The sequence below is a fragment of the Streptomyces griseoaurantiacus genome, from assembly GCF_036189845.1.
In the GTDB taxonomy this organism is placed as follows: domain Bacteria; phylum Actinomycetota; class Actinomycetes; order Streptomycetales; family Streptomycetaceae; genus Streptomyces; species Streptomyces griseoaurantiacus.
In genome coordinates this window covers 531,988-556,584 of the sequence record NZ_CP108326.1, presented here as the reverse complement: position 1 = coordinate 556,584, position 24,597 = coordinate 531,988, and the positions used below count along the sequence as shown (strand labels likewise).

Below are 24,597 nucleotides of genomic sequence, written 5' to 3'. Positions count from 1 at the left end.
CCCGCCCCCGCCCGGCGCGGAGGTGTCAGCGCCGTGCGGCGCGCTCCGTCGCCGGGGCCGTGACGCCCAGGGGACGGGCCAGACCCATGACGCCCTCGTCGAGCCGCTGCAGATGCCTCAGCACCCGGTGGGTGACGCTGCCCGGGCGCGGACTGCGGGTCTCGCCCGGGTCCAGCAGGGAGGCCAGGCTCGGCCCCGACTCCATCTCCTTGCGGGTGCCGTCCGCGGCCTCCGTCCGCTCCTCACGGACCTGGGCGAGCAGCACCTCGATGTTGTGCGAGATACGGCGTCCCGCCAGCTTCAGCCGGGGATCCGCCGCGATCGTCCGGCTGTACGGCACCAGCTCCGCCGTCGCCGCCAGCGACCGCGCGTGGTAGGCGCACGTCTCCAGGAGCGCCACCAGATAGCGGGCCGTCTGCCGCCGCCCGCGCAGCGGGGTGATCGGATGCGTCAGCGGCTTCGTCGAGGCCCGCAGGTCGTCCAGCGCCTTGTCGAGGTCCCGCGCCTGGTCCAGCAGGTCCACCGCCGGACCGCCGCTGAGCTGCTCGACGGCGGCCTCGCTGACGTCGGCGAGCCGCATCAGCGTGGTGGCGAGCAGCTCGTCGGTGCGCTGGTCGGTGCGCACCGGCAGTACCAGCGCCGCCGCGACGATCCCGCACACCGCGCCGAGCGCCGTCTCCTCGATGCGCAGCACCAGCACCGACAGGCTGTAGGTGTGCAGCAAGGTGTACAGCATGCCCAGCATCGCGGTGACGAAGAAGGACAGCAGCACGTAGGACAGCGGCGCGGTGTAGAACATCGCGAAGATGAGCAGCAGCACCAGCGCGAACGCGGTCCAGGTGTGGTTGCCGGTCAGTCCCGCCAGCCCGGCGCCGGCGACCACGCCGCACACCGTGCCCAGCACCCGCCGGTAGCCCTTGACCAGGATCTCGCCCGTGGACGCGGTGTTGAGGAAGACGACCCAGCAGGTCAGCACCGCCCAGTACCAGCGCTGGCTGGAGAGGAACTCGCCGCCCACGATGGCCAGCGCGGAGCCCACCGACACCTGCACGGCCGCCCGGGTGGTGGGCCGCTTCCAGCCCCGGGGCTCCTCCTCCGCCTCCCGCTCGGCACCCGCGATGGCCGCGTCCTCGGCGTCCAGTTCCTCACGGGAGCGGGTGGTGGCGGCGCTGTCGTCGGACTCGTCCTGGGGACCGTCCAGCGCCAGCCGCAGACCGAGCACCGCCTTGGCGGCCTCGCCGATCCCCCGGAAGACGTCCTGCACGGCGGGCGGACCGGCCGGCACGTTGTCCTCGTCGCGGTAGCCGAGCAGCCGGTTGCGCACGTACGCCACGGAACTGTGGCCCGCCGCGGCGGCCGGCCTGTCCACCAGCAACTGCAGCGCCCGCAGGTCCCGGCGCAGGGTCCGGGTGACGTCGTCCCGGGCCGGCAGCCGGTCGCCGGGGGCGGGCGCGGGGGCGTTCGGGAGGTGCAGGGCGAGGGTGTCGGCGCGTTCCGCGCTGCGCGCGCTGAGCACGAGGAAGCCCAGCCGTTCGGCGGCGATCTCCGCCTCGGCGACGCGCCGCTGCACGAGGGTGGCGGCCGCGCTGTCGTCGGTGCCCTGCTCCAGCCGTCCCTGCACGAGCATCGCGCTCTCGTGCAGCCGGGCGGTGTGCCGCCGTACGTCGTCCAGGGCGGAGTCCAGTTCGTCGGGGGCCGCGTCGAGCAGGTCCGTCTGGGCGGAGAGCAACTGGGCGAGGCGCGCCCGGAAGGCGTCGCGCAGCCGCCGCAGCACCTGCTCGGGGGTGTCCCGCACGACGCCGAAGCGCACCACGGCGCTGCACGCGAACCCGGTGATCAGCGCCGCGTAGAGCACGGGCAGCGCGCCCGGTGTGGCGCCGACGAACAGGGAGACGAAGTACATCTGGAAGCCGATGAGCCCGAGGGCCGTCCCGCGGTCCCCGAACCTGCGGCTGTAGACCGCCGCGAAGATCAGCAGCAGGAAGAACAGGTCGCCGCCGACGACGTACTTCTGCAGCAGCGAGGCGAGGGTGACCGCGAGGAGCGCCACGGGCAGGCCGAGCGCGAGGGTGACGGCCTGCGGCCGCCGCTCCTTCTCCCGGATGGCGAAGGTGGACACCATCGCGGTCATCGCGCCGCCCACGAGGTGCGGCACCGAGGCCCCGAACGGGGCGAGGACGGCGAGGGTGAGCCCGATCGAGGCCACCGTCCGCAGTCCGGACATCAGCCGCAGCAGCCCGGGATCGGACGCCGAGAGACGGTCCAGGACCCGGTTCCGGACCGGTCGTGCCGCTTCGCTCACGCCGCCGTACTTCCTCCCGTTGCCGACCAAGATCCGCACGTAAAGCATGTCATGCCGAGCGCGGTGGGCTCCCTCCGGGTGGTGGACGGGATGCGCTCAACGCCCGTGCCCGCCCCGGGGGGCCGTCCCCGCGGCGCCCCGCGGCCCGGGCGCCGTCCCGGCATCTGCGTGACGGCCGTCCTGAACCACGGGCCCGGCGACCACGGGCCCGGCGACCACGGGCCCGGCGACCACGGGCCCGGACCGCGCACCGTCCCGGAAACGGCCGGGGGAGACGCCGTACTCCCGGCGGAAGGCGGTGCCGAACGCGAATTCGGTCGAGTACCCGATCTGGCGTGCGACGGCCGCCAGCGGCGCGTCGGTCTCCCGCAGCAGCTGGGCGCCCCGGGACAGCCGCACCCCGGTCAGATAGGCGCGGGGCGGTTTGCCCAGGAGCCCGGTGAAACGGCGTGTGAACGCGGTGCGTGACATACCGACGGCGGCGCTGAGCTGAGACACGGTCCAGGCCCGGTGCGGCTCACCGTGGATATGCCGCAGGGCCGCGACCACGGACGAATCTCTGACGAGAGGCCAGTCGGGGCCGGGGTGAGTGCGCAGCCATCCGCGCAGTACGTGCACCAGCAACAGATCCAGCAGTGCCGAGCGGGTCGCCTCCATGCCCGGACCCGCCTCGGACAGGTCCGCGACGAGCAGGCCGACCAACGACGCCAGCTCGGGTTCGCCGCCGTCGTGCGTGGTCACGATGACGTCGGGCAGGGAGAGCAGATACTCGTGCACCTGCCCCTGGTCGAGGCGGTAGACCCCGCACAGGAACTCGAAGTCGGCGGGACCGTCCGGCGGCGGTTGCCCGCTCATGTCGCCGGGAGGCAGGTCGTCGAGCGCGCGAGGAGCGTGGCTGAGCCCGTGCCGCACACCGGACGGGACGAGAACGACATCGCCCGGGCCGAGGGCGCGAGGCGGCTCGTCCGCGGTGATGAGCCAGCCGCGGCCGTGCAGTACGACATGGAAGCCGCTGCCGGTGAAGGCGTCGTACCGCATGCCCCAGGCTCCTGACTCCCTGGTGCGGCGGGCGTAGGCACGGCCGATCCGAACACTGCGGATCGTCTCGCTCACCATGTCCACGAAACAAGGCTAACAACGGCCCCGCGCGCACATACTCGTATGCCGCCGCATCACGCGGCCATGGCCGACCGGCGAGACCGCTGGTTGGCTCGGAGAGGTGATGATTCAGTCGAAGGCCGGCTTTGAGTACCACCAGATACTGCTCGAGCAAGCGGAGCAGACCGAACGGCAGGACCGCTTGACGGCGGCGAGTGTCGAAGCGCTGCGGCGCAGTGGGGCACTGGCCCTGCGTACGCCCGTCCAGTACGGCGGCGCCGGCGCCGACGCGACGACCTGCGCTGTCCGGCTGGCGGAGATCGGCCGGGCCTGCCCGTCCGCCGCCTGGGTCGCTGGAACGTGCGCCACCGCCAAGACCCTCTTCGCCCAGAGTTTCGGCGAACCGATACAGAAGGAGCACTTCGAGGATCCCGACGCGCTGGTCTGCGGCAGCGGAGCTCCCACGGCACGGGGAGTCCGCGAGGCGGACGGTGTGCGGGTCACCGGCCGGTGGGAGTCCGTATCCGGCTCCGAGGACGCCGACTGGACACAGCTCGCGCTGATGATCGACGGCGCGTACCACGTCATGGCGGTGCCGGTCGCGGACCTGGCCGTCGAACGGAACTGGCACATGGCCGGTATGCGCGGCACGGGAAGCCAGCGCCTGGTCGCCGATGGCCTTCTGGTGCCGACTTGGCGGACTGCCCCCGCCGCCCTGCCGCAACCGCAGGACCGGCTGTTCTTCGCCCTGTGTGTCCTGGCGCCGGTGGTCGGGGCGACGCGGGGCGCGCTGGACGTGGTCCAGGAGATGTTCGAGTCCCCTCGTAAGCCATACATGACGGGTTACGCGAGTATGGGCGAGTCCCCCGGCGCACGGCACTGGCTCGCCGACGCCGCGCGGCTTGTGGACCGGGCCGAGCAGAGCATGCTGGCCGTCGCCCGCGACAGCGCGCGGGCCGGCCTCGCCGAACTCGACCGCGCACGCCTGCAGATGAGTCTGACGGGCGCCGCGAGGGACTGCAGGGGCGCCGTCGAGCGGCTGCTCGACCTGCACGGTGCCAGTGGCTTCCGCACCACCAACGCGCTGCAGCTCTACTGGCGGGACGTCGCGGTGGGCAGCCGCCACCCCTTGCTCAACCCCTACCTCGCGACGGAGGGCCTGGGCACCGCCCTGGTCTCCTGACGACGTCGGACCATCCCCCGTTCGCCTGCGGGACCTGCCCGTTCACCAGTGCCCCTGCTCACCACCGAGCCGCACCTGGCCGTGGAGCAGAGACAGAAGGCCATGTCGGTCGTCGGCACCGCCGGGCAGCGGGGGGACCGGCAGGCGGTATGACGGGTGGCGGTCCGCTACGGGGCGACCGTCCCCGTCGCGGACATCGACGAGTGGCTGTGGCCGGCTCATTCGATCGAGGCCCTAAGGGCTGTCCCGTAATGCCTGGTGGATCAGCGTGCGGCGTCAGATGCGGTGCATCGCAAGGCGGAGGGGCGTCCGCATACTGGATGTATGCGGACGTTCCGACAACGCGGCGAGGTGCCGTAGCTGTCGTCGCACGCCCGCCGGGGATTGCGGGACAGCCCTTAGCCGAGGAGCGACTCGTCGGCGAGCTGGTTGCTGCGGTCGATCTCCGGCATGTGCGTCTCGGCCCAGACCCGCAGGGCGGACAGCGGTCCTTCGAGGGACAGGCCGAGCCCGGTGAGCCGGTAGTGGACGGCGGGCGGCACGGTGGGCTCCACGCGGCGCGCGACCAGGCCATCGCGGACCAGGCTCTGCAGGGTGACGGACAGCATCTTCTGTGAGATGCCCGGGACACGGCGCCGCAGTTCCGCGAAACGGAGCTCGCCCGGAGCCTCCTCGGCCAGCACCTTGACCGCCATCGACGTCCATTTGGTGCCGATGCGGTCGAGCAACTGGCGGGTCGGGCAGCGCGGATCCAGCAGATCACCCCGCTCACCGGGCCGCCGGCGGGGTTCGCCGGGCCTCGACGTGGTCACCCCGGGCTCACCACCTGAAGGAAAAGTGCCGTCTTGGAGTGACCAGGTTAGTTCCCTACCGTGACGTAGTCACCCTCACACACCACACACCTGGAGCCCCTCCATGCCCGAGCTGCGACGCGTCCCCGTCAACGGTGTCGAACTGAACGTCGCCCTCGCAGGATCGGGCCCGGCCGTCCTGCTGCTGCACGGCTTCCCGCACACCTGGGAGCTGTGGACGGACATCATGGCCGACCTGTCCGGCCGCTACCGCGTCATCGCGCCGGACCTGCGCGGGTTCGGCGCCAGCAGCCAGGCCGCATCCGGGTACGACGCGGGCACCCTGGCCGAGGACGCCGCGGCGCTTCTCACCACGCTCGGCGTGACCTCGGCCGCGGTGGTGGGCATCGACGCGGGTACCCCGCCGGCCGTCCTCCTGGCCCTGCGCCGCCCCGGTCTCGTCCGGCGACTGGTCGTCATGGAGGCCCTTCTGGGCAGGCTGCCCGGCGCCGAGGACTTCCTCGCCGGCGGGCCACCGTGGTGGTTCGGCTTCCATTCCGCCGCGCCCGGCCTCGCCGAGACCGTGCTGGAGGGCCACGAGGCCGCCTACGTCGACTGGTTCCTGAACGCCGGCACGCTCGGCGACGGGGTGCGCCCCGCCCTCCGGGACGCCTTCGTCCGCGCGTACACCGGCCGCCAGGCATTGAGCCGCGCGTTCTCGTACTACCGGGCCCTGCCCGAGAGCGCGGTACAGATCGAGCAGGCGGTCACCACCAGCCGCCTGACGGTGCCCACGATGGCGCTGGGCGCCCGGCCCGTCGGTGCCGCGCTGGAACGCCAGCTCCGCCCGATCACCGACGATCTGACCGGACACGTCATCGAAGACTGCGGCCACATCATCCCCCTGCACCGGCCGCATGCCCTGCTCGCGCTGTTGCGCCCGTTCCTGGCCGGCGGGGACGCGAGAGCGGCGTGACCGCGCTCCAGCGGCGGGGCGGCCCGGTCCCTGAGGCGGGCCCGCGGAGGATCGACGGCAGGTCCGCGGAGGATCGACGGCAGGTCCGCGGAGGATCGACGGCAGGTCCGCGGGGGCGCCCGCCCCGCCTCACTAGGGCTGGGGCCCCGCAGCGGCTCACCGCTCCTGGTCGGTGCTCCCGCCGGGCTCCGGCTCGCCCCCGGCGACGGTGTCCGCGGCGTCGGACGGGTCCAGGCCCTCCTCGGGGTCGGGGGCGGTGCCGCTGCTGCCGCCGGGCACACCGGGGACGCTGTCCGCGTCGGCCTCCTCGCGGCTGATGTGCCGGGTGGCGCGGACGCCCGCGCGCCGCTCCGGGTAGGGGTAGCTGAACGGACGGGACGCGGCGCGCTCCTCATCGGCGGTCTCCGCGGAGCGGGCTGCGGTCCCGGGGTCCTCGCGGTCGGAATCACGTTCGTTCGTCATGCGCGGCGAGTACCCGGCGGCCGCCGCCACATGCGGCGACCGGAGCCCCACGGCTCCCACGGGCTCCGCCTCGCGTGCGCGCCGCCCCGCGTGCGCGTACGGACGCGTTGCGCGTGCCGCGGGGCGCGCGCGGAGTGATGGTGGACGGGGCGTGAGCCCTCGATCACCGTGCCGACCGAAGGAGTTCCCGCGCATGCCGGACCGCAAGGTACTCACCAACCGCCAGGGCCACCCCGTTTACGACAACCAGAACCAGCGCACGGTGGGCGCCCGCGGCCCCGCGACGCTGGAGAACTACCAGTTCCTGGAGAAGGTCAGCCACTTCGACCGGGAACGCATCCCCGAGCGGGTCGTGCACGCCCGCGGCGTCACGGCGTACGGCTACTTCGAGGCGTACGGCGCCTGGGGCGAGGAACCGATCGAACGCCACACCCGCGCCAAGCTCTTCCAGGAGCGCGGCCGGCGGACCGAGGTCGCCGTGCGCTTCTCCACCGTCATCGGCGGCCGGGACTCCTCCGAGGCCGCCCGCGACCCCCGCGGCTTCGCGGTGAAGTTCTACACCGAGGACGGCAACTGGGACCTCGTCGGCAACAACCTGGGCGTCTTCTTCATCCGCGACGCCATCAAGTTCCCCGACGTCATCCACGCCCTCAAGCCGGACCCGGTGACCTTCGAGCAGCAGCCCCGGCGGATCTTCGACTTCATGTCGCAGACCCCGGAGTCCATGCACATGCTGGTCAACCTGTTCAGCCCGCGCGGCATCCCCGCCGACTACCGCCACATGCAGGGCTTCGGCGTCAACACCTACAAGTGGATCGACAGGGAGGGCCGCTCGGTCCTCGTCAAGTACCACTGGATGCCCAAACAGGGCGTGCGCAGCATGACCGCCGAGGACGCGGCCAACGTGCAGGCCGGCTCCCTCGGCCACGCCACGAAGGACCTCTACGAGGCCGTCGAGCGCGGCGAGTACCCGGAATGGGAGCTGCTCGTCCAGATGATGGACGACCACGACCACCCGGAGCTGGACTTCGACCCGCTGGACGACACCAAGACCTGGCCCGAGCAGGACTTCCCGCCCAGGGCGGTGGGCCGGATGGTGCTCGACCGGATGCCGGAGAACTTCTTCGCGGAGAACGAGCAGATCTCCTTCGGCACCGGGGTCCTGGTGGACGGCCTGGACTTCTCCGACGACAAGATGCTCGTCGGGCGGACCTTCTCCTACAGCGACACCCAGCGCCACCGGGTCGGCCCCAACTACCTCCAGCTCCCCGTCAACCAGGCGAAGCACGCGGAGGTGCGCACCAACCAGCGCGACGGCCGGATGACGTACCACGTGGACGGCGGCGGGCAGAACCCGATCGTCAACTACGAGCCCTCCGTCATGGGCGGTCTGCACGAGGCGGACTATCCCACCCATGACGAGCAGGGCCCGGAGATCCGCGGCCGGCTCACCCGCAAGCGGATCCCGCGCACCAACGACTACCTCCAGGCGGGACAGCGGTACCTGCTGCTGGAGGACTGGGAGCGCGAGGACCTGGTGAAGAACCTCGTCGGCCAGCTCTCCCAGTGCGAGCGTCCGGTGCAGGAGCGCATGGTCTGGCACTTCCTCCTGGTCGAGAACGACCTCGGCCTGCGGGTCGGCGAGGGCCTGGGCATCACCCCCGACGACGTCCTGGGCCTGGAGCCCCTGCCGAACCAGAACCTCACGGAGGAGGACCGCGAGCGCCTGGGCAAGCTGGGCAAGAACCCGCCCCGGAACGTGGAGGGCCTCACCATGACCCACTGCGTCCCGGACACCCGCCACGAGGTCACCCGCTGAGCCTTCGGGGGCGACGGCGGTGAGGGCCCCGCACGGCCCTCATCCCCGCGCCCCCAGCACCTCCTCGAGCTCCGCCAGGATCTCCGTGACCCGCAGGCCGAAAGCCGCGTCGCAGGCGACGCCCCGTCCGGCGGGCGGCGCCCCGGCCGCCTCCACCAGGGTGTCGACCGCCCGCCCGAACGCCTCCACGACCGTTCCCGTGGCACCCGGCAGCGAGGTCACCCCCGACTCGCCCCGGAACTCCACGCCGACACCGGCCGCCGCCACCGGCGCCGTCAGGCTCAGGGTCACCGTGCTCGACGCGCCCCCCGCGTGCTCCAGCACGCCGTGCACCGTGTCCCCGGGGCCCCGTCCGGCCGCGCGCACCCGGGTCACGTCCCCGAGCACCGGCAGCAGCACCGACAGGGCGTGCGGGCCCACGTCCCACAGTGCCCCCTTCTCCCGCCGCCACGGTGAGGCCGCGTAGGGGCTGTCCCCGGTGAACACCGCGCCGAGCCATTCCGCGCGGGCCGTGAACCAGCCGCCGCGCGCGGACTGCTCGGCGATCCACGCCTCGGTCGCCGGCTGGAAGCGGGTGGTGAAGAACACCACGGAGGCGACCTCCGCCTCCCGCACCGCCCCGGCGAGCGCCCGCGCCCCGGCGACCGTGGTCGCCACCGGCTTGTCCAGCAGCAGATGACGGCCCGCCCGCGCGGCCCGCGCCGCGAGCTCCGCCTGTACGGACGGGGGCAGCGCCACCGCCACCGCGTCCACGTCCGCGAGGAGCGCGTCGAGGTCCTCGTAGGCCCGCGTGCCGTGCAGGGCGGCCAGCTCCCCGGCGGCCTCGGGGCGCCGCCCCCACACCCCGGTGAACTCCACCTCCGGGTGTGCCGCGAGTGCGGGCGCGTGCGCCGTGCGCGCCCAGGGTCCGGTGCCGAGCAGTCCGATCCGCATGCTGTGCCGCTGCCTTCCCTCGTGCCGATGTCCCACGTCCGTGCCGATGTCCCATGCCGGGCCCGCCCGTACCGACGGCACGCGCCCGCGTGCCGTGAGGGTGCCACGGGAGGCGCCCGCCACACACCCCCACCCCCGGCCGGCCCGGCCGCGGGAGGCTGTGCGCGCGCACAGCCCGGTGGGCCGTCCGCGGGGCACGGGCCCAGCGGACGCGGCGCCGGCACCCGGCGGACGGGGAGGGACGGGCCCCGCCGCCCTTCTCCCGCGCCCGTACCGGAATCGTGTGTGCACACCCCTGGGGACCGACCGGACGGTATGTCATTCTTCGGGGCAGGACTGCCCGACAGCCCGGCCCGGGGGAGGACCGTCATGCAGCACGCACTGCCGCACGCCATGCCCTACGCACGGCCACGCGGGGCGCCGCGCCCGCCCTCGCCGGCCGCCCCGCCCCCGCGCGGCCCCCGCGTGCGCTCCCTCATCGACGCCGACGCCCTCGGCGTCCTGCACCGGGCCGCCCGCACCCTCCTCGACGACCTGCCCGAACTCACCGAGCGGCTGCTCGCCGCCCTGCGCGAGCAGGAGCCGGCCTACCGGACCGCCCTCGCACGCGATCCCGAGGGCATCCGCCAGGAGGCGCACCGCTCGCTGCGTCACAGCGTCGCCTCCCTGCTCGACCCGCGCGGCACCCGCGAGGCCGCCCGGCGCTGCACCTGGCGGATCGGCACCGTCCGGGCGGAGGAGGGGCTGCCCCTCGACGCTCTGCTGCACGCCTTCCGGCTCGGCGGGTCCCTGGTCTGGCAGGCCCTCGTGGAGGAGACCTCCCGGACGGCGCCCGAGGACACCCGGCTGCTCATCCACGTGGCGGCCGACGTCTGGAACTTCGTCGACGAGCACTGCACGCTCGTCGCCGAGGCGTACCGGCAGGCCGAGCGGCACCTGCTGTGGCGGCGCGAGAACCGGCAGCGGGTGCTGGCCGCCGCACTCCTCGACGGCACCAGCCGCATCGCCGACCTGCCCGAGACCGCGCGGGCGCTCGGGCTGCCGGAGGACGGACGGTACGTCGTCCTCGCCGTGGCCGGGCCCGGGCGGCCCCGCACGGGGGAGGACGGCGCCCTGCGGGCCGCCCTCGTGCCCGCCGGGGCCCGGGTGCACTGGCAGACCGGCGCGGAGGCGGACCACGGCATCGTCCTCCTGCCGGAGGGCGATGCCGAGGCACTGCCCCGGCCGGGTGCGGAACCGCTCGCCGGGGCACGGGTCGGGATCGGTGCGGTGGCCGAGGGGCTCGCCGCGGTGGGCGAGGCACGCGCCCAGGCGGACCTCGCACTCGGCATCTGCCCGCCGGGAGGCGGACACGTACGGCTGGACGAGCACCTGCCGGAAGCCCTGCTGCTGGCCAGTCCCGAACTGGGGGCGGCGCTGGTCGCGCGGGTGCTCGGCGGACTGCTGGCGGTGGAGCCGGGGGAGCGGGAGGTCCTGCTGGCCACGCTCGCCGCGTGGTTCGCGTGCGAGGGCTCCGCACGGCGGGTGGGGGAGCGGCTGTTCTGCCACCGCAACACGGTGCTGAACCGGCTGCGCAGGTGCGAGCGGCTGACGGGCCGGGTGCTGGGGCGGCCGGCGGACGCGGCCGAACTCAGCCTGGCGCTCACCGCGCACCGCCTGCGGTCCGACGCCGGATGATCCCGCTCCCCGGGCGGGGCTCCGCGCGTACCGCACCCCTCCCCGCGTGCCCTGGGCCCGCGCACAACCGCGCCCCTCGCCCGCTGGACCCCCGCCCCGACCCCCGCCGCCGCCCTGTGCGCCCCCGCCCGCCCGTGCTGTCGTGAACGCTCCCCGCCCCGAGGAGCCGCGATGCCCGCACCGCCGTCACCCGAGCCGCCGTCCCCCGCCCCGCCGCCACCCGAGCCGAGCCTGCACGTCGAGGACCTGTACGTCACCTACGGCCGCACCGTCTCCGCGCTGCGCGCGGTCTCCCTGACCGTTCCCGCGCACGGCATCGTCGCCCTGCTCGGCGCCAACGGCGCCGGCAAGACCACCCTGCTGCGGGCCCTCTCGGGCACGCTGCGCCACCACCGGGGCGCCGTCACCGGCGGCCGGATCCGCTACGGCGGCACCGTCCTCGACGGCCGCGACCCGGTCGCCGCCGTCCGCGCCGGGGTCGTACACGTACCCGAAGGGCGGCGGGTGTTCGCCGGGCTCACCGTGGAGGAGAACCTGCGCGCCGGCGCCCTCGGCCCCGGCCGCCGCACCCCCGCCGCGCGGCGCGCGGCCCGCGACCGCGTCCTCGGCCTCTTCCCCCGGCTGGCCGAACGCGGCGGACAACCCGCCGGCCTGCTCTCCGGCGGCGAGCAGCAGATGCTCGCCCTCGGCCGCGCCCTGATGGCCGACCCCCGGCTGCTGCTGCTCGACGAACCCTCCCTCGGGCTCGCCCCGCGCATGGCCGAGCACATCGCCGCCCTTGTGCGCACCATCCACCAACAGGGCACCTCGGTGCTGCTGGTGGAGCAGAACGCCGGACTGGCGCTGGCCCTCGCCGACCACGCGTACGTCCTGGAGGTGGGCCGCACCCGGCTCGCCGGACCCGCCGGGGAACTGGCCCGCACCGACGCCGTGCGCCGCCTCTACCTGGGCCAGGACCCGGACGGGACCCCCGAGGACCCGTCCGGCGGACGGGGGGCCGCGTGAACGCCCGCGAGCGCGGCGGACCGGCCGCGTCCCACCACCCGGGGCCACCCCCGCCGCTGCGGATCCGCGAGGTCACCGTGCGCTTCGCCGGGCTGACGGCGCTCGACGGGGTCTCCCTCACCGTCGCGCCGGGCACCGTGCACGCCCTCATCGGGCCCAACGGCGCCGGGAAGTCGACCTGCTTCAACGTCCTGTCGGGACTGTGCCGCCCGGACGCCGGACAGGTCCTGCTCGGCGGCACCGACCTCACCCGGCTCGCCCCGCACCGCATCGCCGCCCTCGGCCTGGCCCGCACCTTCCAGAACCTCGTCACCACCGGAACCACCGTCGCCGACAACCTCATGCTCGGCCGGCACGCCCTGTCCCGCGCCGGATACGCCGCCACCGCGCTGCGCCTGCCCTCGGCCCTGCGCGAGGAGCGCGCCCACCGGGAACGGGCCCGTGAACTCGCCGAACTGGTCGGCCTCGGCCCCCACTTCGACGCCCCCGTCGCCCACCTCTCCTACGGCGACCGCAAACGCGTCGAACTCGCCCGCGCCCTGTGCCTGGAGCCCCGGGTACTGCTCCTGGACGAACCGGTGGCCGGCATGAACACCGCCGAACGGGCCCGCACCGCCGACGTCGTCCGACGCGTCCGGGAGACGCTCGGCCTGTCCGTCCTGCTCGTCGAGCACGACATGGCCCTGGTGATGCGGCTCGCCGACGAGGTCACCGTCCTCGACTTCGGCCGGCCCCTCGCCCACGGGACCCCCGAGGAGGTCCGCCGCCACCCCGAGGTGCTCCGGGCCTACCTCGGCGCCGAGGGCACCGGGGAGGACGCGGCATGACCGACCTGCTCGACCTCGCGCTCGGCGGACTCGCCCTCGGCGCCGTCTACGCCCTGGTCGCCCTCGGCTTCGTCATCGTCTTCAGGGCCTCCGGCGTCCTCAACTTCGCCCACGGCTCGCTGCTCCTGCTCGGCGGCTACCTCACCGCCGTGCTGCACGGCCCCCTCGGTTTCGCGGGCGCCCTCGCCGCCGCCGTCCTCGCGACCGCGCTGACGGCCGGCGCCGTCGACCGGCTGCTGCTGCGCGGGGACGGCACCGAACCGGGCACCGCTCATGTGCGCACCATCGCCACCCTCGGCGTCGACCTCCTGCTCGCCACCGAGCTGACCCGGCGCATCGGCGGCGACCTGCTCACCCTCGGGGACCCCTGGGGCGACGCCGTCACCACCCTCGGCCCGGTCACCGTCGCGGACAGCCGGCTCGCCGCCCTCGCGGTGTCGGCGGTCGCCATCGGCGCGGTGTTCGCCCTCTTCCGGCTCACCCCCTGGGGGCTGTCGCTGCGGGCGGCCGCCGAGGACACCGAGGCGGCCGCCCTCATGGGCATCCGGCTCGCCCGCGTCCGCACCCTCGCCTGGTGCCTGGCCGGGGCGCTCGCCGCGCTCGCCGCCGTCTTCCTCGCCGCCTTCCCGGCACCCGGCCTGGAGCGCACCACCGGGCAGATCGCGCTCAAGGCGTTCCCCGCCGCCGTCCTCGGCGGCATGGCCTCCCCGGGCGGCGCCCTCGCCGGCAGCGCCCTGATCGGGCTCACCGAGGCCCTCGTCGCCGGCTACCAGACGCAACTGCACGTGCTGGGAGAGGGCTTCGCCGACGTGGCGCCGTACGCGGTGATGGTCCTCGTCCTCCTCGTGCGGCCCACCGGGCTGTTCGGCGCGAAGGGGGCCGTCCGTGTCTGAACCCACCGGAACGGCGGGCCTCCGCCGGCCGCCGGCCCGCACCGTCCTCCTCCTGGCCGTACCGGCGCTGCTGTGCGCCCTCCCCTTCTACCTGGACGCCTTCTGGCTGCGCCTCGGACTGTTCTGCACGGCGGCCGCCATCGGCGCCGTCGGGCTCTCGTTGCTCACCGGTACGGCCGGCCAACTCTCCCTGGGACACGCCTTCTTTATCGCCGTCGGCGCCTACGGCTACGTCTGGCTGGCCGGCGAGCCCGGCCCCGGGCTGCCGCCCCCGCTCGCCCTCGTCCTCGCCGTCGCGCTCGCCGGACTCGCCGGGCTGCTGTTCAGCCCCGTGGCGGGCCGGGTACGCGGCATCTACCTCGGCGTCGCCACCCTGGCGCTGGTCTTCCTCGGCCATCACCTGCTGCTCGCCGCCGGCACCGTCACCGGCGGCTTCAACGGCCGTTCGGTGCCGCCGATGGCCTTCGGCGGGTTCGCCTTCACCGCGCAGGAGCCCGAACTCCTCGTCCTCGGTGTGCCGTTCGGGGCGGAGGAGCGGCTGTGGTACCTGGGGCTCGCACTGTTCGCCGGCTCCTGGTACACCGCGCGGAACCTGCTGCGCGGCCGTCCGGGCCGGGCCCTGGTGGCCCTGCGCGACAGCGAGACGGCCGCGTCGGTGCTCGGCGTGGCCGTCGCCCGCCACCGCTCGGCCGCCTTCGTCGTCTCCTCGATGTACGCGGGCCTCGCCGGAGTGCTGCTCGCGCTCGCCTTCCGCCGTGTCGTGCCCGACTACTTCGGGCTCGCGCTGTCCGTCGACTACCTCGCCATGATCGTCATCGGCGGCCTCGGCTCGGTGGCGGGCGCCACCGCGGGCGCCTGCTTCGTGACCGCGCTGCCGCTGCTGATGGCCCGGTACGCCGACCACCTTCCCTTCCTCGCCGCCCCCGGCACCACCGAGGGCGGCCTCGGCCCCACCGAGGCCGCCCGCTACCTCTACGGCGCCGCCGTCGTCCTGGTCCTGCTCCGCGCCCCCGACGGGCTGCACGGAGCGGCGGCCCGCCTGCGCCGCGCCACCACCCGCCTCCGCTCCCGCCGCACCCCCGCCGACACCGGCCCGTCGGCCCCCAGGCCGCCGTCCTCCGCCGCCCGAACCAAGGAGCCCACCTCGTGAACGCCCCGCACACCCCGCGCCTCCCGCGCCGCGTCCTCCGCCCCGCCCTCGTCGCGGCCCTGGCCACCGTCCTGCTGGCCGGTGCCGCGTGCAGTTCCAAGTCGGCCGGGCAGTCCGGCGGCGACGGCGCCGACGGCGTCCGCACCGGACCCGGCGTCAGCGACTCCGTCATCCGGCTCGGCGCCCTGACCGACCTGTCCGGCCCGTACGCCACCCTCGGCAAGAGCATCGTGCAGGCCCAGCAGATGTGGGCCGACGAGACCAACGCCGACGGCGGCATCTGCGGCCGAAAGGTCCGCATCACCGTCAAGGACCACGGCTACGACGTGCAGAAGGCCGTCGGCGCCTACGCCGACCTCTCCGTGAACGTCGTCGCGCTGCCGCAGGTGGTCGGCTCCCCGGTGGTGGCCGCCCTCCTCGACGACCTCGGCCGCGACCACATGCTCACCTTCCCGCAGGCCTGGTCGGCCGACCTGCTCGGCAAGGACTCCGTGCAGGTCGTGGGCACCACCTACGACGTCGACATGCTCGCCGCCGTCGACCATCTCCTCCGTACGCGCAAGGTCGGCAAGGGCGACGCCCTCGGCCACGTCTACTTCGAGGGCGACTACGGGGCCAACGCCCTCCAGGGTTCCACCTGGGCGGCGGAGCGGGCCGGGATGAAGGTGGTCGGACAGAAGATCAAGGCGACCGACACCGACCTGTCCGCCCAGGTCACCGCGCTGCGCAAGGCAGGCGTCAAGGCCGTGCTGATCAGCGCGGGCCCCGCCCAGACCGCCTCGCTCGCGGGGGTGGCCGCCGCACGCGGACTGAAGGTGCCGATCGTCAGCAGCGCCCCGGGCTTCGCGCCCCAACTGCTCAAGACGCCCGCGGCCAAGGCGCTGGAGGGGATGCTGCACGTGGTCAGCGCGGCCCCCGCGGTCAGCGCCGACATCCCGGGAGTGCAGCGCATGGTCGCGGCGTACGGGAAGAGGTACCCGGGCTCCGTCGTCGACTCGGGCGTGCTCTCCGGCTACAACGCCGCCCGGCTCCTGGGCGCGGACCTGAAGAAGGCGTGCGCGAGGGGAAGCCTGGAGCGAGCGGACGTGGTGGCGGCGCACCGGACGCAGAAGCACCTCGACACCGGGCTCGGCACCCCGCAGGACTTCTCCGACGAGGCACGTCCGGCGAGCCTGAAGACGTACGTGCTCAAGCCGGACGCGAACGCGGTGGGCGGTCTGGTGAACGAGGAGGACGCACACGAGGCGCCGGGTGTGCGGGCGTACCTCTCCTCCCGCCGCTGAGCGGTGCGGGGACGGTGCTGCCGCCGTCCCCGGTGTCCGGCTCGGCGCCGTCCTCGCAGGCCAGCCACCGGGCCACCGTGCGGGCGATCGGCTGCTCGGTCTCCGCCTCGACGAAGCCGAACTGGCCCGACTGGTTGCACTCGAGGAACCACCAGATGCCGTCGGCGTCCTCGGCGAAGTCGAAGGCCCCGTAGGCGAGTTCCGCCTCCCGCAGATAGCCGCGCACGGCCTCGGCGACCCTCGGGGGCACCTCCACCGGCTTCCAGGGGGCGTCGGAGCGGGCGAAGCGGACGTCGACCTCGTCGGGGCCGGCGTCGGGGGAGACCGCCTTGCGGGCGGCGAGGATCCGGTCGCCGACGGCGGTCAGCCGGATGTCGGCGCGCTTGGCGACGCGGCGCTGCAGCAGCGTCGGCCCGTGGGCGACCGCCGAGAAGTCCGTGCCCGGGGCGACCCTGCTGGTGGGGACCGCGCGGGGCGGGTGCTGCGGATGGGTGCCCGAGACGGGCTTGACCACCAGGTCCGGGTACCGTCCGGCGAAGTCACGGGCGGCCTGCGGGAACGTGGTGATGAGGGTGGCCGGCACCGGAAGTCCGCTGCGCTGGGCCAGTCGTAGCTGCCAGGGCTTGTAGCGGGCGCGGCGGGCGGCGTCGGGGTGGTTCATCCAGCGGACGTCGGCGCTGCGCAGCATGCCGTACAGGGCCTGCCCGGACTCCTCGCTCAGCCAGTCGGAGGGCCAGCCGGCCCGGGCCGCCGGCGTGCCGGGTCTGCGCACCCAGACGGATCTCAGCCCGTCCATGCTCACCAGCCGCCCCCCGGCGGACAGATGGCCGCGGAAGCGGCCGTGGACGTACTCCCCGGACAGGGACACCGCCCCGGGCAGGTCGGCGGGGTCGAGCCGGACCACCGGGGCTCCCAGGGCGTGGAGCTGGGCCACCACCAGATCCGCCGTCACGTCCTCCTCGCCGGTGAGGATCAGCACCGTCATCGTCGCGCCCCGTGTTCAGTCGTCGAAGTGGGTCTTGGACCCGGCCGTCGAGGTGGTCGCCCCGAGTTCGCGCATCAGCGCCGCGTCGTGGGCGGCGATGCGGCCGTTGGCCAGGAGGTTCAACTGCAGTGCGGAGTCGTAGGTGTACGGAGCGCTGACCTCGAACTCTTCCACAGGGACGGCATAGTTGAGGGCGAACAGCTGCATCGTTTCTCCTCGCTCGAGAACTCCGGAGAAGCGGTCGGTGGTGCTCCGGATGCCCCCTGTGACCGAGGGCCCGCGCCGCTTCCACCCGGATATACGAATCGAACGAGTGAATGGTTGCCTCACCCTCTGTAACCATTGGGGCAGTTGAGGCGGGACTCGTGCCGAGGGGACCCGAGAGGCCTCCGAGGCGTTCCCGGAGCACCCTCGGGACGTGGGCCGGGGCACCATTTTCGGACGGTCCGGGGTGGGCTGTGCGGATTGGGCGGTACGGACCCCACTGTGGCGAGTCTCACGTCGGGAGGAGGGCATCCCTCGGCCGCCCGTCGGCGTCCGGACGGCCCGGCGGGCCCGTGCGCGGAGCGGACCGGAGTGGGGGAGTGGGGGAGTGGGGGGCGGGCGGTGGGTGCGGCGGCCGGGCCGCACCCACTTCCGGGCCCCGGGCCGCCCGCGCCGTTCGGGCCGGTGGGCCTCAGCCGCCCAGACGGTCGATCTGGCGTATCCGGTTGGTCGCGTCCAGCGCGGCCACCTTGTACGACTCGGCGAGCGTCGGATAGTTGAAGACCGCGTCGACGAGGTAGTCCACCGTGCCGCCGCAGCCCATCACCGTCTGCCCGATGTGGATGAGTTCGGTCGCGCCGGTGCCGAAGCAGTGCACCCCGAGCAGCTTGCGGTCCTGCGGGGAGACGAGCAGCTTCAGCATCCCGTGCGAGTCGCCGATGATCTGCCCGCGGGCCAGTTCGCGGTAGCGGGACATCCCCACCTCGAAGGGCACGCACTCCTCGGTGAGTTGGGCCTCGGTGCGGCCGATGAAGCTGATCTCGGGGATCGTGTAGATACCGATGGGCTGGAGGTCGTGCATCGGGTGCACCGGTTCCCCGCAGGCGTGGTACGCCGCCGCCCGGCCCTGCTCCATGGAGGTCGCCGCGAGTGCGGGGAAACCGATCACGTCCCCGACCGCGTAGATGTGCGGGACCGAGGTGCGGTAGTGCTCGTCGACGGCGATCCGGCCGCGCTTGTCGGCGCCGAGCCCCGCCTTCTCCAGGGCCAGCCCGTCGGTCAGGCCCTGCCGGCCGGCGGAGTACATGACCGCGTCGGCCGGGATCTTCTTGCCGCTCGCCAGCACCGTGAGCGTGCCGTTGGTGTGCCGTTCGACCGCGCTGACGGTCTCCCCGAAGCGGAAGGTGACCGCGAGGTCGCGCAGGTGGTACTTGAGCGACTCCACGACCTCCGCGTCGCAGAAGTCGAGCATCCCGGGCCGCTGTTCGACGACGGTGACCTTGCTGCCGAGCGCGGCGAACATGGAGGCGTACTCCATGCCGATCACACCGGCGCCGACGATGACCATGGAGCGCGGCACCCGTTCCAGGTGCAGCACGTTGTCGGAGTCGAGGATCGTCCTGCCGTCGAACTCGACGGTGGAGGGGCGGGCCGGGCGGGTGCCGGTGGCGATGACGATGTGCTCGGCGGTGAGCGTGCGCCCCTCGCCCTCGGGTTCCTCCAGGACGAGGGTGTGCTCGTCCTCGAACCGGGCGGTGCCGGCCAGCAGGGCGACGTGGTTGCGGGACAACTGGCTGCGGATGACGTCGACTTCGCGGCCCACGACGTGCTCGGTGCGGGCGGTGAGGTCGGTGACGGTGATGTTCTCCTTGAGCCGGTAGCTCTGGCCGTACAGATCGCGCTGGGTGAGGCCGGTGAGGTAGAGGACGGCCTCGCGGAGGGTCTTGGAGGGGATGGTGCCGGTGTGCAGGGAGACCCCGCCGAGCCGGTCGGGACGGTCGATCACGGCGACCGTGCGGCCGAGCTTGGCCGCGGCGATCGCGGCCTTCTGCCCGCCGGGGCCGGATCCGATGACGATCATGTCGTAGTCGAACACCTCCGAAGTCTGTCAGTCGGGACCAACTCCCGGAAAGGGGTGGGCGCCAAGCCCCCGTGTCCCGTTCCGCGCGTACGAGGAGGGTGACTTGGGCATGTCAATCCATGCCGTGCACCCCGCACCCTCGTCGTCGCCCCCGCCACCCAGTGGCCCGTGGCTGTCAGGAGGACACGTGAAGACCCGCTCGCGCACCCGGATCCGCAGAGCAAGCCTCACCCTCGGCGCCGCCGTCACGCTCGTCGTGGCGGCCTCCGGCCTCGCCTTCGCCGCCCCGCCACCCGCGCTCCCCGCCAACGCGGACGCCCTGGAGCTGACCTTCCAGCCGGCCTACGACTACGACACCGACGGCTGCTACGCCACCCCCGCCATCGGACCCGACGGCACCCTCAATCCCGGCCTGAAGCCGACCGGCGCCCTGAACGGGAACTGCCGGGACGCCTCCGACCTGGAGAACACCAACGGGTACTCCCGCGAGAAGTGCGACAACGGCTGGTGCGCGATCCTCTACGGCAGCTACTTCGAGAAGGACCAGGCACTCCCCGGCATCGAACTCGGCGGGCACCGGCACGACTGGGAGCACGTGGTGGTGTGGGTGCACGAGGGCGAGGCGAAGTACGTGGCGACCTCCGCGCACGGGAACTTCGACATCCACTCCGCCGACCGGATGCGCTGGGAGGGCACGCATCCGAAGGTCGTCTACCACAAGGACGGCATCGGCACCCACTGCTTCCGCCCGGCCACGGCCAACGACGAACCGCCGGAGAACCACCGCCACACCTGGCAGTACCCGCCGCTCGTCGGGTGGAACGGCTATCCGCCCGGGCTGCGCGAGAAGCTCGTGGCGGCCGACTTCGGCAGTGCGCACTTCGGCCTGCGGGACGACAGCTTCGTCTCCCACCTGCGGAAGGCGCTCCCCGCGGGGGTGCCCTTCGATCCGAACGCCTGACCGCGGGCCCGAGGGGGCCCCGGGGGTGCTGTCCGGGGTGCGGGGACCGGGTGGCGGGAGGTCGCGCCGCCCCCGGAGGGTTACCGTCCTCGATCACGGAAACACGGGTCACAGCGACCCGCGCGAACCGTACGAAACACCCCGGAGAGGAGGGCCCCGATGGCCGCCGACCGCATGGGAGACGACGTCTACCAGCCCACCGGCACCAACGAGGAGCAGGAGGACGCCGCACCCCTGGACATGCAGGACGCCGTCGGCGAACGCACGTACGACGACGCGCTCGACGAGGGCTACTCGCCCCCCGAGAAGCCCCTCGGCGTGACCAAGACCGGCACGACCGCCGCCGAGCAGCACGAGGGGGAGACGCTCGACGAGCGCCTGTCCCAGGAGGTCCCGGACGTCGAGGCCGCCCCCGGTGACGGCATCGGCGATGCCTCCGACACCGACGGCGAGCCCGTCGACCCCGAGGCGGGTGACGCCCGCTCCGGCCGTCTCGTCGCCCCCGATCAGGGCGCCCACACCGACACCACGAAGGAACTGGTCGCCGAGGACGAGGGCATCGACGCCGGCGCGGCGGGGGCCGAGGAGGCGGCGATGCACACCATCGAGGACGACACGGCACTCCCGGAGGACCGGTAGGCCCGAGCGGTAGGCATACGCCCCGACCAGCGCATATAACAGAATGTAGCGAACAGGGCACGCAGGGGTGACACGAACGCGCGTCTATATGGCGAAATGGGTCATAACGACCATAACTTCTTCGTATGACGAAACCTCAACTGCGTGTCCTCGCGCTGTCCGCCGCCACCTCCGCCGTCCTCGGCCTCGCCTGGGTGCCACAGGCCCACGCCGCCGGGACCGTCCTCAAAGTGGACGCGGGGGAGTCCGTCCAGCGGGCCCTCGACGCCGCCCGGCCCGGTGACACCGTGTACCTCGGCCCCGGCACCTACCGGGAGAGCATCCAGGTCAAGAAGTCCGGTGTCACCGTGCGCGGCGCCGGCGACCGCACCGTCCTGGTCCCCGCGACCACCAAGGCGCGCAAGGCCGACGCCTGCGCCGCCGCCGGCAACGGCATCTGCGTCGAGGGCACCGCAGCCCACCCGCTCAAGGGCGTCCGCATCAGCAACCTGACGGTACGCGGCTTCAAGAAGAACGGTGTCTGGGCCAGCCGGACCGACGAACTGGTCGTGCACCACGTGATGGCCGAGAAGAACGGCACCTGGGGCATCGCCCAGGAACGCTCCACCGAGGGCCGCCTCATCAACAACACCGCCCGCGCCAACGGCGACGCCGGGATCTTCCTCGCCAACACCGTGGACACCGAGGCCGGCGCCACCGACACCGACGGCACCCTGGTCCGCGGCAACGACCTCGTCGACAACCGCATCGGAGTCACCGTGCGCCGGCTGCGCGAGGTGAGGGTCGAGGCCAACGACATCACCGCCAACTGCGCCGGCGTGATGGTCGTCGGCGACGAGAACAAGCCCCGCGTCGGCGACATCACCGTCCGCCTCAACCACGTCCACCACAACAACAAGTTCTGCGCCGCCAACTCGCGACTGCCCGCCATCCAGGGCGCCGGCATCGTCCTCACCGGCGCCGAGAAGGTCACCGTCGTCCGCAACACCGTCGAGGACAACAAGGGCACCACCCCGATGTCCGGCGGCATCGTGCTGTTCAAGAGCTTCGTGGGCGCCCTCAACGAGAACAACACGATCCAGGACAACACCCTCCAGGACAACGGCCCCGCCGACCTCGCCGACCGCGACACCGCCAAGACCAACACCTTCCAGGGCAACACCTGCGGCACCTCCGAGCCCGCCGCCCTGTGCGGCAACCGCACCCTGCCCGCCGCCGCCCCGGCGGGAGGCCGCCGATGACCACCGTCGAGACCGGTTCCCCGGCACCCGCCGCGGCCACCGGCGAGGAGACGGCGGCCTCCGGGACCCCCGCCCCCATGCTGCTGCGCGGCCTCGCCTTCGGCGCCGCCCGCTCGGCCGCCCTGCGCGCCGCCGCCCGGCTCGGCGTGGCCGACGCGCTCGGCAGCGCCCCCGCCACCGCCGAGGAACTGGCCCGCTCGGTCGGGGCCGAGCCGGGACCGCTGCGGCGGCTGCTGCGCGCCCTGGCCTGCCAGGGCGTCTTCACCGAACGCGTCGACGGCACCTTCGCCCACACCGACCTCTCGCGGCTGCTGCGCGAGGACGAGGAGCACAGCCTCAAGGACGTCGTCCTGTGGTGCACCGAGCCCTGGACCTGGGAGGTGTGGCCCCTGCTCGACGAGGCCGTCCGCACCGGGGGCAACGTCGTCGAGGGCCTCTACGGAAAGGGCTTCTTCCAGTACCTCAACGAGGACGCGCCCGCCTCCGCCGCCGTCTTCAACCGCGCCATGACCCGCTCCAGCGAGCAGTCCGCGCGCGACGTGGCGGCCGCCCTCGACCTCACCGGCGCCGAGTCGGTCGTCGACATCGGCGGCGGCCAGGGCCACGTCCTGGCCAGCCTGCTGGAGAAGTACCCGGACGTCCGGGGTGTGCTCATGGACCTGCCCAAGGTGGTGGAGCACGCCGACGCCCGGCTGCTTCCCGGCGGCGCGCTCTCCGGCCGGGCACGCACCGTGGGCGGCGACTGCCGCGAGGACATCCCCGTCCACGCCGACGTGTACGTCATCAAGAACGTCCTGGAGTGGGACGACGACAGCACCCGCCGCGCCCTGGCCAACATCCGCGCCGCGGCCCGCCCCGGCGCCCGCGTGGTGGCGATCGAGAACCTCGTCGACGACACCCCGTCCATGCCCTTCACCAGCGCCATGGACCTGCTGCTCCTGCTCAACGTGGGCGGCGCCAAGCACACCGAGCGCAGCCTCAGCGAGCGGCTGGACGCGGCGGGCCTCGTCATCGACACCGTCCGCCGGATCAACCCCTATCTGCACGCCTTCGAGTGCCGCGTCCCGGAGTGATCCGGGAGGCTGAACCCGACATGCCGCCGGCCCCCGCCTCTGCGAAGGCGGGGGCCGGCGGCTTCGTGCGGCGCGGCGCGTCAGCCGCGTCCGGTGGCGGCGGGCGCGCCGTCCCGCTCGGCGTCACGGTCCCAGTGGTAGAACCGCTGGGCCATCGCGTCCTTCGGGCCGCGCCACGTCTGGGGGTCGTACGGCATGACGTACGCCTCCAGGCGCTCGCTGATCCCCCGGAACTCCGGGTGCTCGGCGAGCCGGGCGATGGCCGGGCCCGGGTCCTGCTCGCTCTCGATGAGGTGCAGGTACACGTCACCGAACTGGAACAGGCTGCGGCTCTTCACGCCCACCAGGTGCGGCAGTTCGCCCCGGTCGGACTCGGCGAAGACCTTGGCGATGTCCGGGGCCGCGCCCGGCTTCATCCTCGCGACGATCATCGTGTGATGCACAGGGTTCCTCTCCCGTTCTCCGGGTTCCTCGTCCGGCTCACTCGGCCCGGACCGCGGCGGGCTGCCGCTCGCGCGCGGCCCGCTCGACGCGCTCACGGATCAGGTCGAGCTGGATCCGGGAGTTGGTGTTGATCCGGGCGGTCATCCCCGCGTCGTCCACCGGCGCCTCGGGCTTCATCGCGAAGTCCTGCGTCCAGTGCATGCGGGTGCCGTCCGGCGTCTCCTCGTACTCCCAGCGGATGTCCATGAACCGGAACGGGCCGGGCTCGACCCGGCGGGCCCGCACGGTCCGCGCGGCCCGGTCGACGGTGCGCTCGGAGACCCAGCTCCACACCGTGCCGTTCTCGTCGGGGTGCATGGTGAGCCGGAACTGCGTCCGGTCGCCGTCGCGCTCCATGATCTCCACGGCCGCGTACTCGCTGAACAGGTCGGGCCAGTTCGCCAGGTCGTTGGTCATGTCCCAGACCAGGTCGAACGGCGCCGCGATCGTCACCTCGTTCTCGGTGTGCCCCGCCATGTCACACCCCCGCCGCGAGCGAGCCGTTGACCATCTTCAGGAAGTCCGCCGGGCTCTTGCACTTCTCGGCGTCCTCCGGCAGCGCGAGCCCGTAGCGCTTCTCCAGCTCGCCGACGATGCCCAGCAGGCCCAGGGAGTCCAGGCCGAAGGCGTCGAACCCGGAGTCCACGCCGCGCTCCAGCTCGGCGGGGTCGACGGCGACGCCGGCGGTCTGCTTCATCAGCGCCGCCAGCTCCCGCACGGTCACCTTCAGTGTCGTCTGTTCGGTCATGCT

24 protein-coding genes are annotated in these 24,597 nt (G+C 73.5%); 13 read left to right on the top strand and 11 right to left on the bottom strand.

All coding sequences use genetic code 11. The annotated features are described in order from the left end of the window. Positions 1-25: 25 nt before the first annotated feature. Both OHB09_RS02530 and OHB09_RS02525 read right to left on the bottom strand, forming a co-directional pair. Positions 26-2,350, bottom strand: coding sequence for an FUSC family protein (locus OHB09_RS02530; RefSeq protein WP_213088753.1), 2,325 nt, complete (start codon positions 2,348-2,350; stop codon positions 26-28). A 48-nt stretch (positions 2,351-2,398) separates the two neighbouring features. Beyond that, positions 2,399-3,418, bottom strand: coding sequence for an AraC family transcriptional regulator (locus OHB09_RS02525; RefSeq protein ID WP_328922981.1), 1,020 nt, complete (start codon positions 3,416-3,418; stop codon positions 2,399-2,401). A gap of 106 nt (positions 3,419-3,524) precedes the next feature. On the opposite strand from OHB09_RS02525, the gene OHB09_RS02520 reads away from it, so the two are divergent. Next, positions 3,525-4,583, top strand: a complete 1,059-nt coding sequence (locus OHB09_RS02520; protein WP_234528231.1) for an acyl-CoA dehydrogenase family protein — start codon at positions 3,525-3,527, stop codon at positions 4,581-4,583. Between the two features lie 398 nt (positions 4,584-4,981). On the opposite strand, the gene OHB09_RS02515 is transcribed toward OHB09_RS02520, so the two are convergent. Further along, positions 4,982-5,395 carry a winged helix-turn-helix transcriptional regulator gene (locus OHB09_RS02515; RefSeq protein WP_328921545.1) on the bottom strand — a complete coding sequence of 138 codons (414 nt, stop codon included), beginning with the start codon at positions 5,393-5,395 and terminating at the stop codon, positions 4,982-4,984. A 103-nt stretch (positions 5,396-5,498) separates the two neighbouring features. Here OHB09_RS02515 and OHB09_RS02510 point away from each other — a divergent pair, with 103 nt between their 5' ends. Beyond that, positions 5,499-6,350 carry an alpha/beta fold hydrolase gene (locus OHB09_RS02510; RefSeq protein WP_328921544.1) on the top strand — a complete coding sequence of 284 codons (852 nt, stop codon included), beginning with the start codon at positions 5,499-5,501 and terminating at the stop codon, positions 6,348-6,350. A gap of 156 nt (positions 6,351-6,506) precedes the next feature. On the opposite strand, the gene OHB09_RS02505 is transcribed toward OHB09_RS02510, so the two are convergent. Beyond that, complete coding sequence (locus tag OHB09_RS02505; RefSeq protein ID WP_328921543.1) at positions 6,507-6,812, bottom strand: hypothetical protein; 306 nt, start codon at positions 6,810-6,812, stop codon at positions 6,507-6,509. 193 nt (positions 6,813-7,005) lie between these two features. Between OHB09_RS02505 and OHB09_RS02500 the strand changes: the two genes are divergently transcribed. Beyond that, positions 7,006-8,631 (top strand): catalase, encoded by a 1,626-nt coding sequence (locus tag OHB09_RS02500; protein WP_191854635.1) that lies wholly within the window; start codon positions 7,006-7,008, stop codon positions 8,629-8,631. A gap of 39 nt (positions 8,632-8,670) precedes the next feature. On the opposite strand, the gene OHB09_RS02495 is transcribed toward OHB09_RS02500, so the two are convergent. Further along, positions 8,671-9,564, bottom strand: a complete 894-nt coding sequence (locus OHB09_RS02495) for a Gfo/Idh/MocA family protein (protein ID WP_006140432.1) — start codon at positions 9,562-9,564, stop codon at positions 8,671-8,673. 369 nt (positions 9,565-9,933) lie between these two features. On the opposite strand from OHB09_RS02495, the gene OHB09_RS02490 reads away from it, so the two are divergent. The 6 genes from OHB09_RS02490 to OHB09_RS02465 all read left to right on the top strand — a co-directional run bounded on the left by OHB09_RS02490 (position 9,934) and on the right by OHB09_RS02465 (position 16,399). Then, positions 9,934-11,241, top strand: coding sequence for a PucR family transcriptional regulator (locus OHB09_RS02490; protein WP_234551929.1), 1,308 nt, complete (start codon positions 9,934-9,936; stop codon positions 11,239-11,241). Between the two features lie 171 nt (positions 11,242-11,412). Continuing rightward, on the top strand, positions 11,413-12,246 hold the full coding sequence (locus OHB09_RS02485) for an ABC transporter ATP-binding protein (RefSeq protein ID WP_319118206.1): 834 nt from the start codon (positions 11,413-11,415) through the stop codon (positions 12,244-12,246). Then, entirely contained in the window at positions 12,243-13,073 is an 831-nt protein-coding gene (locus OHB09_RS02480) for an ABC transporter ATP-binding protein (RefSeq protein WP_191854633.1), read from the top strand. The genes OHB09_RS02485 and OHB09_RS02480 overlap by 4 nt, the downstream gene beginning before the upstream one ends. Next, complete coding sequence (locus OHB09_RS02475; protein ID WP_006140436.1) at positions 13,070-13,966, top strand: branched-chain amino acid ABC transporter permease; 897 nt, start codon at positions 13,070-13,072, stop codon at positions 13,964-13,966. The genes OHB09_RS02480 and OHB09_RS02475 overlap by 4 nt, the downstream gene beginning before the upstream one ends. Then, a complete protein-coding gene (locus OHB09_RS02470; RefSeq protein ID WP_371788800.1) occupies positions 13,959-15,116 on the top strand; it encodes a branched-chain amino acid ABC transporter permease in 1,158 nt (385 codons plus the stop codon). Before OHB09_RS02475 ends, OHB09_RS02470 begins: the two co-directional genes overlap by 8 nt. Beyond that, a complete protein-coding gene (locus OHB09_RS02465) occupies positions 15,113-16,399 on the top strand; it encodes an ABC transporter substrate-binding protein (RefSeq protein WP_328921542.1) in 1,287 nt (428 codons plus the stop codon). Before OHB09_RS02470 ends, OHB09_RS02465 begins: the two co-directional genes overlap by 4 nt. Here OHB09_RS02465 and tgmB read toward each other — a convergent pair. The 3 genes from tgmB to sthA all read right to left on the bottom strand — a co-directional run bounded on the left by tgmB (position 16,305) and on the right by sthA (position 19,464). Next, positions 16,305-17,384 carry an ATP-grasp ribosomal peptide maturase gene (gene tgmB, locus OHB09_RS02460; RefSeq protein WP_328921541.1) on the bottom strand — a complete coding sequence of 360 codons (1,080 nt, stop codon included), beginning with the start codon at positions 17,382-17,384 and terminating at the stop codon, positions 16,305-16,307. The two genes, OHB09_RS02465 and tgmB, sit on opposite strands and share 95 nt — an antisense overlap. A 15-nt stretch (positions 17,385-17,399) precedes the next feature. Continuing rightward, the gene (tgmA, locus tag OHB09_RS02455) at positions 17,400-17,591 is read right to left on the bottom strand and encodes a putative ATP-grasp-modified RiPP (protein WP_006140439.1); all 192 of its coding nucleotides are present in this window, start codon (positions 17,589-17,591) and stop codon (positions 17,400-17,402) included. A 469-nt stretch (positions 17,592-18,060) separates the two neighbouring features. Then, on the bottom strand, positions 18,061-19,464 hold the full coding sequence (gene sthA, locus OHB09_RS02450; protein WP_006140440.1) for a Si-specific NAD(P)(+) transhydrogenase: 1,404 nt from the start codon (positions 19,462-19,464) through the stop codon (positions 18,061-18,063). A 172-nt stretch (positions 19,465-19,636) separates the two neighbouring features. Here sthA and OHB09_RS02445 point away from each other — a divergent pair, with 172 nt between their 5' ends. From OHB09_RS02445 to OHB09_RS02430, 4 genes are all read left to right on the top strand, one after another. Continuing rightward, positions 19,637-20,410, top strand: coding sequence for an NPP1 family protein (locus OHB09_RS02445; protein ID WP_319351515.1), 774 nt, complete (start codon positions 19,637-19,639; stop codon positions 20,408-20,410). A 159-nt stretch (positions 20,411-20,569) separates the two neighbouring features. Continuing rightward, positions 20,570-21,049: a DUF5709 domain-containing protein gene (locus OHB09_RS02440; protein ID WP_319118199.1), complete on the top strand. Its 480-nt coding sequence runs from the start codon at positions 20,570-20,572 to the stop codon at positions 21,047-21,049. Between the two features lie 125 nt (positions 21,050-21,174). Next, on the top strand, positions 21,175-22,290 hold the full coding sequence (locus OHB09_RS02435) for a right-handed parallel beta-helix repeat-containing protein (protein WP_191854628.1): 1,116 nt from the start codon (positions 21,175-21,177) through the stop codon (positions 22,288-22,290). Further along, positions 22,287-23,363 carry a methyltransferase gene (locus OHB09_RS02430; protein ID WP_328921540.1) on the top strand — a complete coding sequence of 359 codons (1,077 nt, stop codon included), beginning with the start codon at positions 22,287-22,289 and terminating at the stop codon, positions 23,361-23,363. Before OHB09_RS02435 ends, OHB09_RS02430 begins: the two co-directional genes overlap by 4 nt. Positions 23,364-23,443: 80 nt before the next feature. Here OHB09_RS02430 and OHB09_RS02425 read toward each other — a convergent pair whose 3' ends face one another. From OHB09_RS02425 to OHB09_RS02415, 3 genes are read right to left on the bottom strand one after another with little or no spacing between them, the layout of a single operon-like run. Further along, on the bottom strand, positions 23,444-23,806 hold the full coding sequence (locus OHB09_RS02425; protein WP_167795742.1) for a TcmI family type II polyketide cyclase: 363 nt from the start codon (positions 23,804-23,806) through the stop codon (positions 23,444-23,446). Between the two features lie 37 nt (positions 23,807-23,843). After that, entirely contained in the window at positions 23,844-24,323 is a 480-nt protein-coding gene (locus OHB09_RS02420; protein WP_328921539.1) for an SRPBCC family protein, read from the bottom strand. 1 nt (position 24,324) lies between these two features. Continuing rightward, positions 24,325-24,594, bottom strand: a complete 270-nt coding sequence (locus OHB09_RS02415; protein WP_006140447.1) for an acyl carrier protein — start codon at positions 24,592-24,594, stop codon at positions 24,325-24,327. Positions 24,595-24,597: the final 3 nt, after the last annotated feature.

Coding starts and splice junctions, on each gene's coding strand:
- OHB09_RS02530 (WP_213088753.1), bottom strand. CDS start 2,350: ATGCTTTACGTGCGGATCTTGGTCGGCAACGGGAGGAAGTACGGCGGC.
- OHB09_RS02525 (WP_328922981.1), bottom strand. CDS start 3,418: ATGGTGAGCGAGACGATCCGCAGTGTTCGGATCGGCCGTGCCTACGCC.
- OHB09_RS02520 (WP_234528231.1), top strand. CDS start 3,525: ATGATTCAGTCGAAGGCCGGCTTTGAGTACCACCAGATACTGCTCGAG.
- OHB09_RS02510 (WP_328921544.1), top strand. CDS start 5,499: ATGCCCGAGCTGCGACGCGTCCCCGTCAACGGTGTCGAACTGAACGTC.
- OHB09_RS02505 (WP_328921543.1), bottom strand. CDS start 6,812: ATGACGAACGAACGTGATTCCGACCGCGAGGACCCCGGGACCGCAGCC.
- OHB09_RS02500 (WP_191854635.1), top strand. CDS start 7,006: ATGCCGGACCGCAAGGTACTCACCAACCGCCAGGGCCACCCCGTTTAC.
- OHB09_RS02495 (WP_006140432.1), bottom strand. CDS start 9,564: ATGCGGATCGGACTGCTCGGCACCGGACCCTGGGCGCGCACGGCGCAC.
- OHB09_RS02490 (WP_234551929.1), top strand. CDS start 9,934: ATGCAGCACGCACTGCCGCACGCCATGCCCTACGCACGGCCACGCGGG.
- OHB09_RS02485 (WP_319118206.1), top strand. CDS start 11,413: ATGCCCGCACCGCCGTCACCCGAGCCGCCGTCCCCCGCCCCGCCGCCA.
- OHB09_RS02475 (WP_006140436.1), top strand. CDS start 13,070: ATGACCGACCTGCTCGACCTCGCGCTCGGCGGACTCGCCCTCGGCGCC.
- tgmB (WP_328921541.1), bottom strand. CDS start 17,384: ATGACGGTGCTGATCCTCACCGGCGAGGAGGACGTGACGGCGGATCTG.
- tgmA (WP_006140439.1), bottom strand. CDS start 17,591: ATGCAGCTGTTCGCCCTCAACTATGCCGTCCCTGTGGAAGAGTTCGAG.
- OHB09_RS02440 (WP_319118199.1), top strand. CDS start 20,570: ATGGCCGCCGACCGCATGGGAGACGACGTCTACCAGCCCACCGGCACC.
- OHB09_RS02435 (WP_191854628.1), top strand. CDS start 21,175: ATGACGAAACCTCAACTGCGTGTCCTCGCGCTGTCCGCCGCCACCTCC.
- OHB09_RS02430 (WP_328921540.1), top strand. CDS start 22,287: ATGACCACCGTCGAGACCGGTTCCCCGGCACCCGCCGCGGCCACCGGC.
- OHB09_RS02420 (WP_328921539.1), bottom strand. CDS start 24,323: ATGGCGGGGCACACCGAGAACGAGGTGACGATCGCGGCGCCGTTCGAC.
- OHB09_RS02415 (WP_006140447.1), bottom strand. CDS start 24,594: ATGACCGAACAGACGACACTGAAGGTGACCGTGCGGGAGCTGGCGGCG.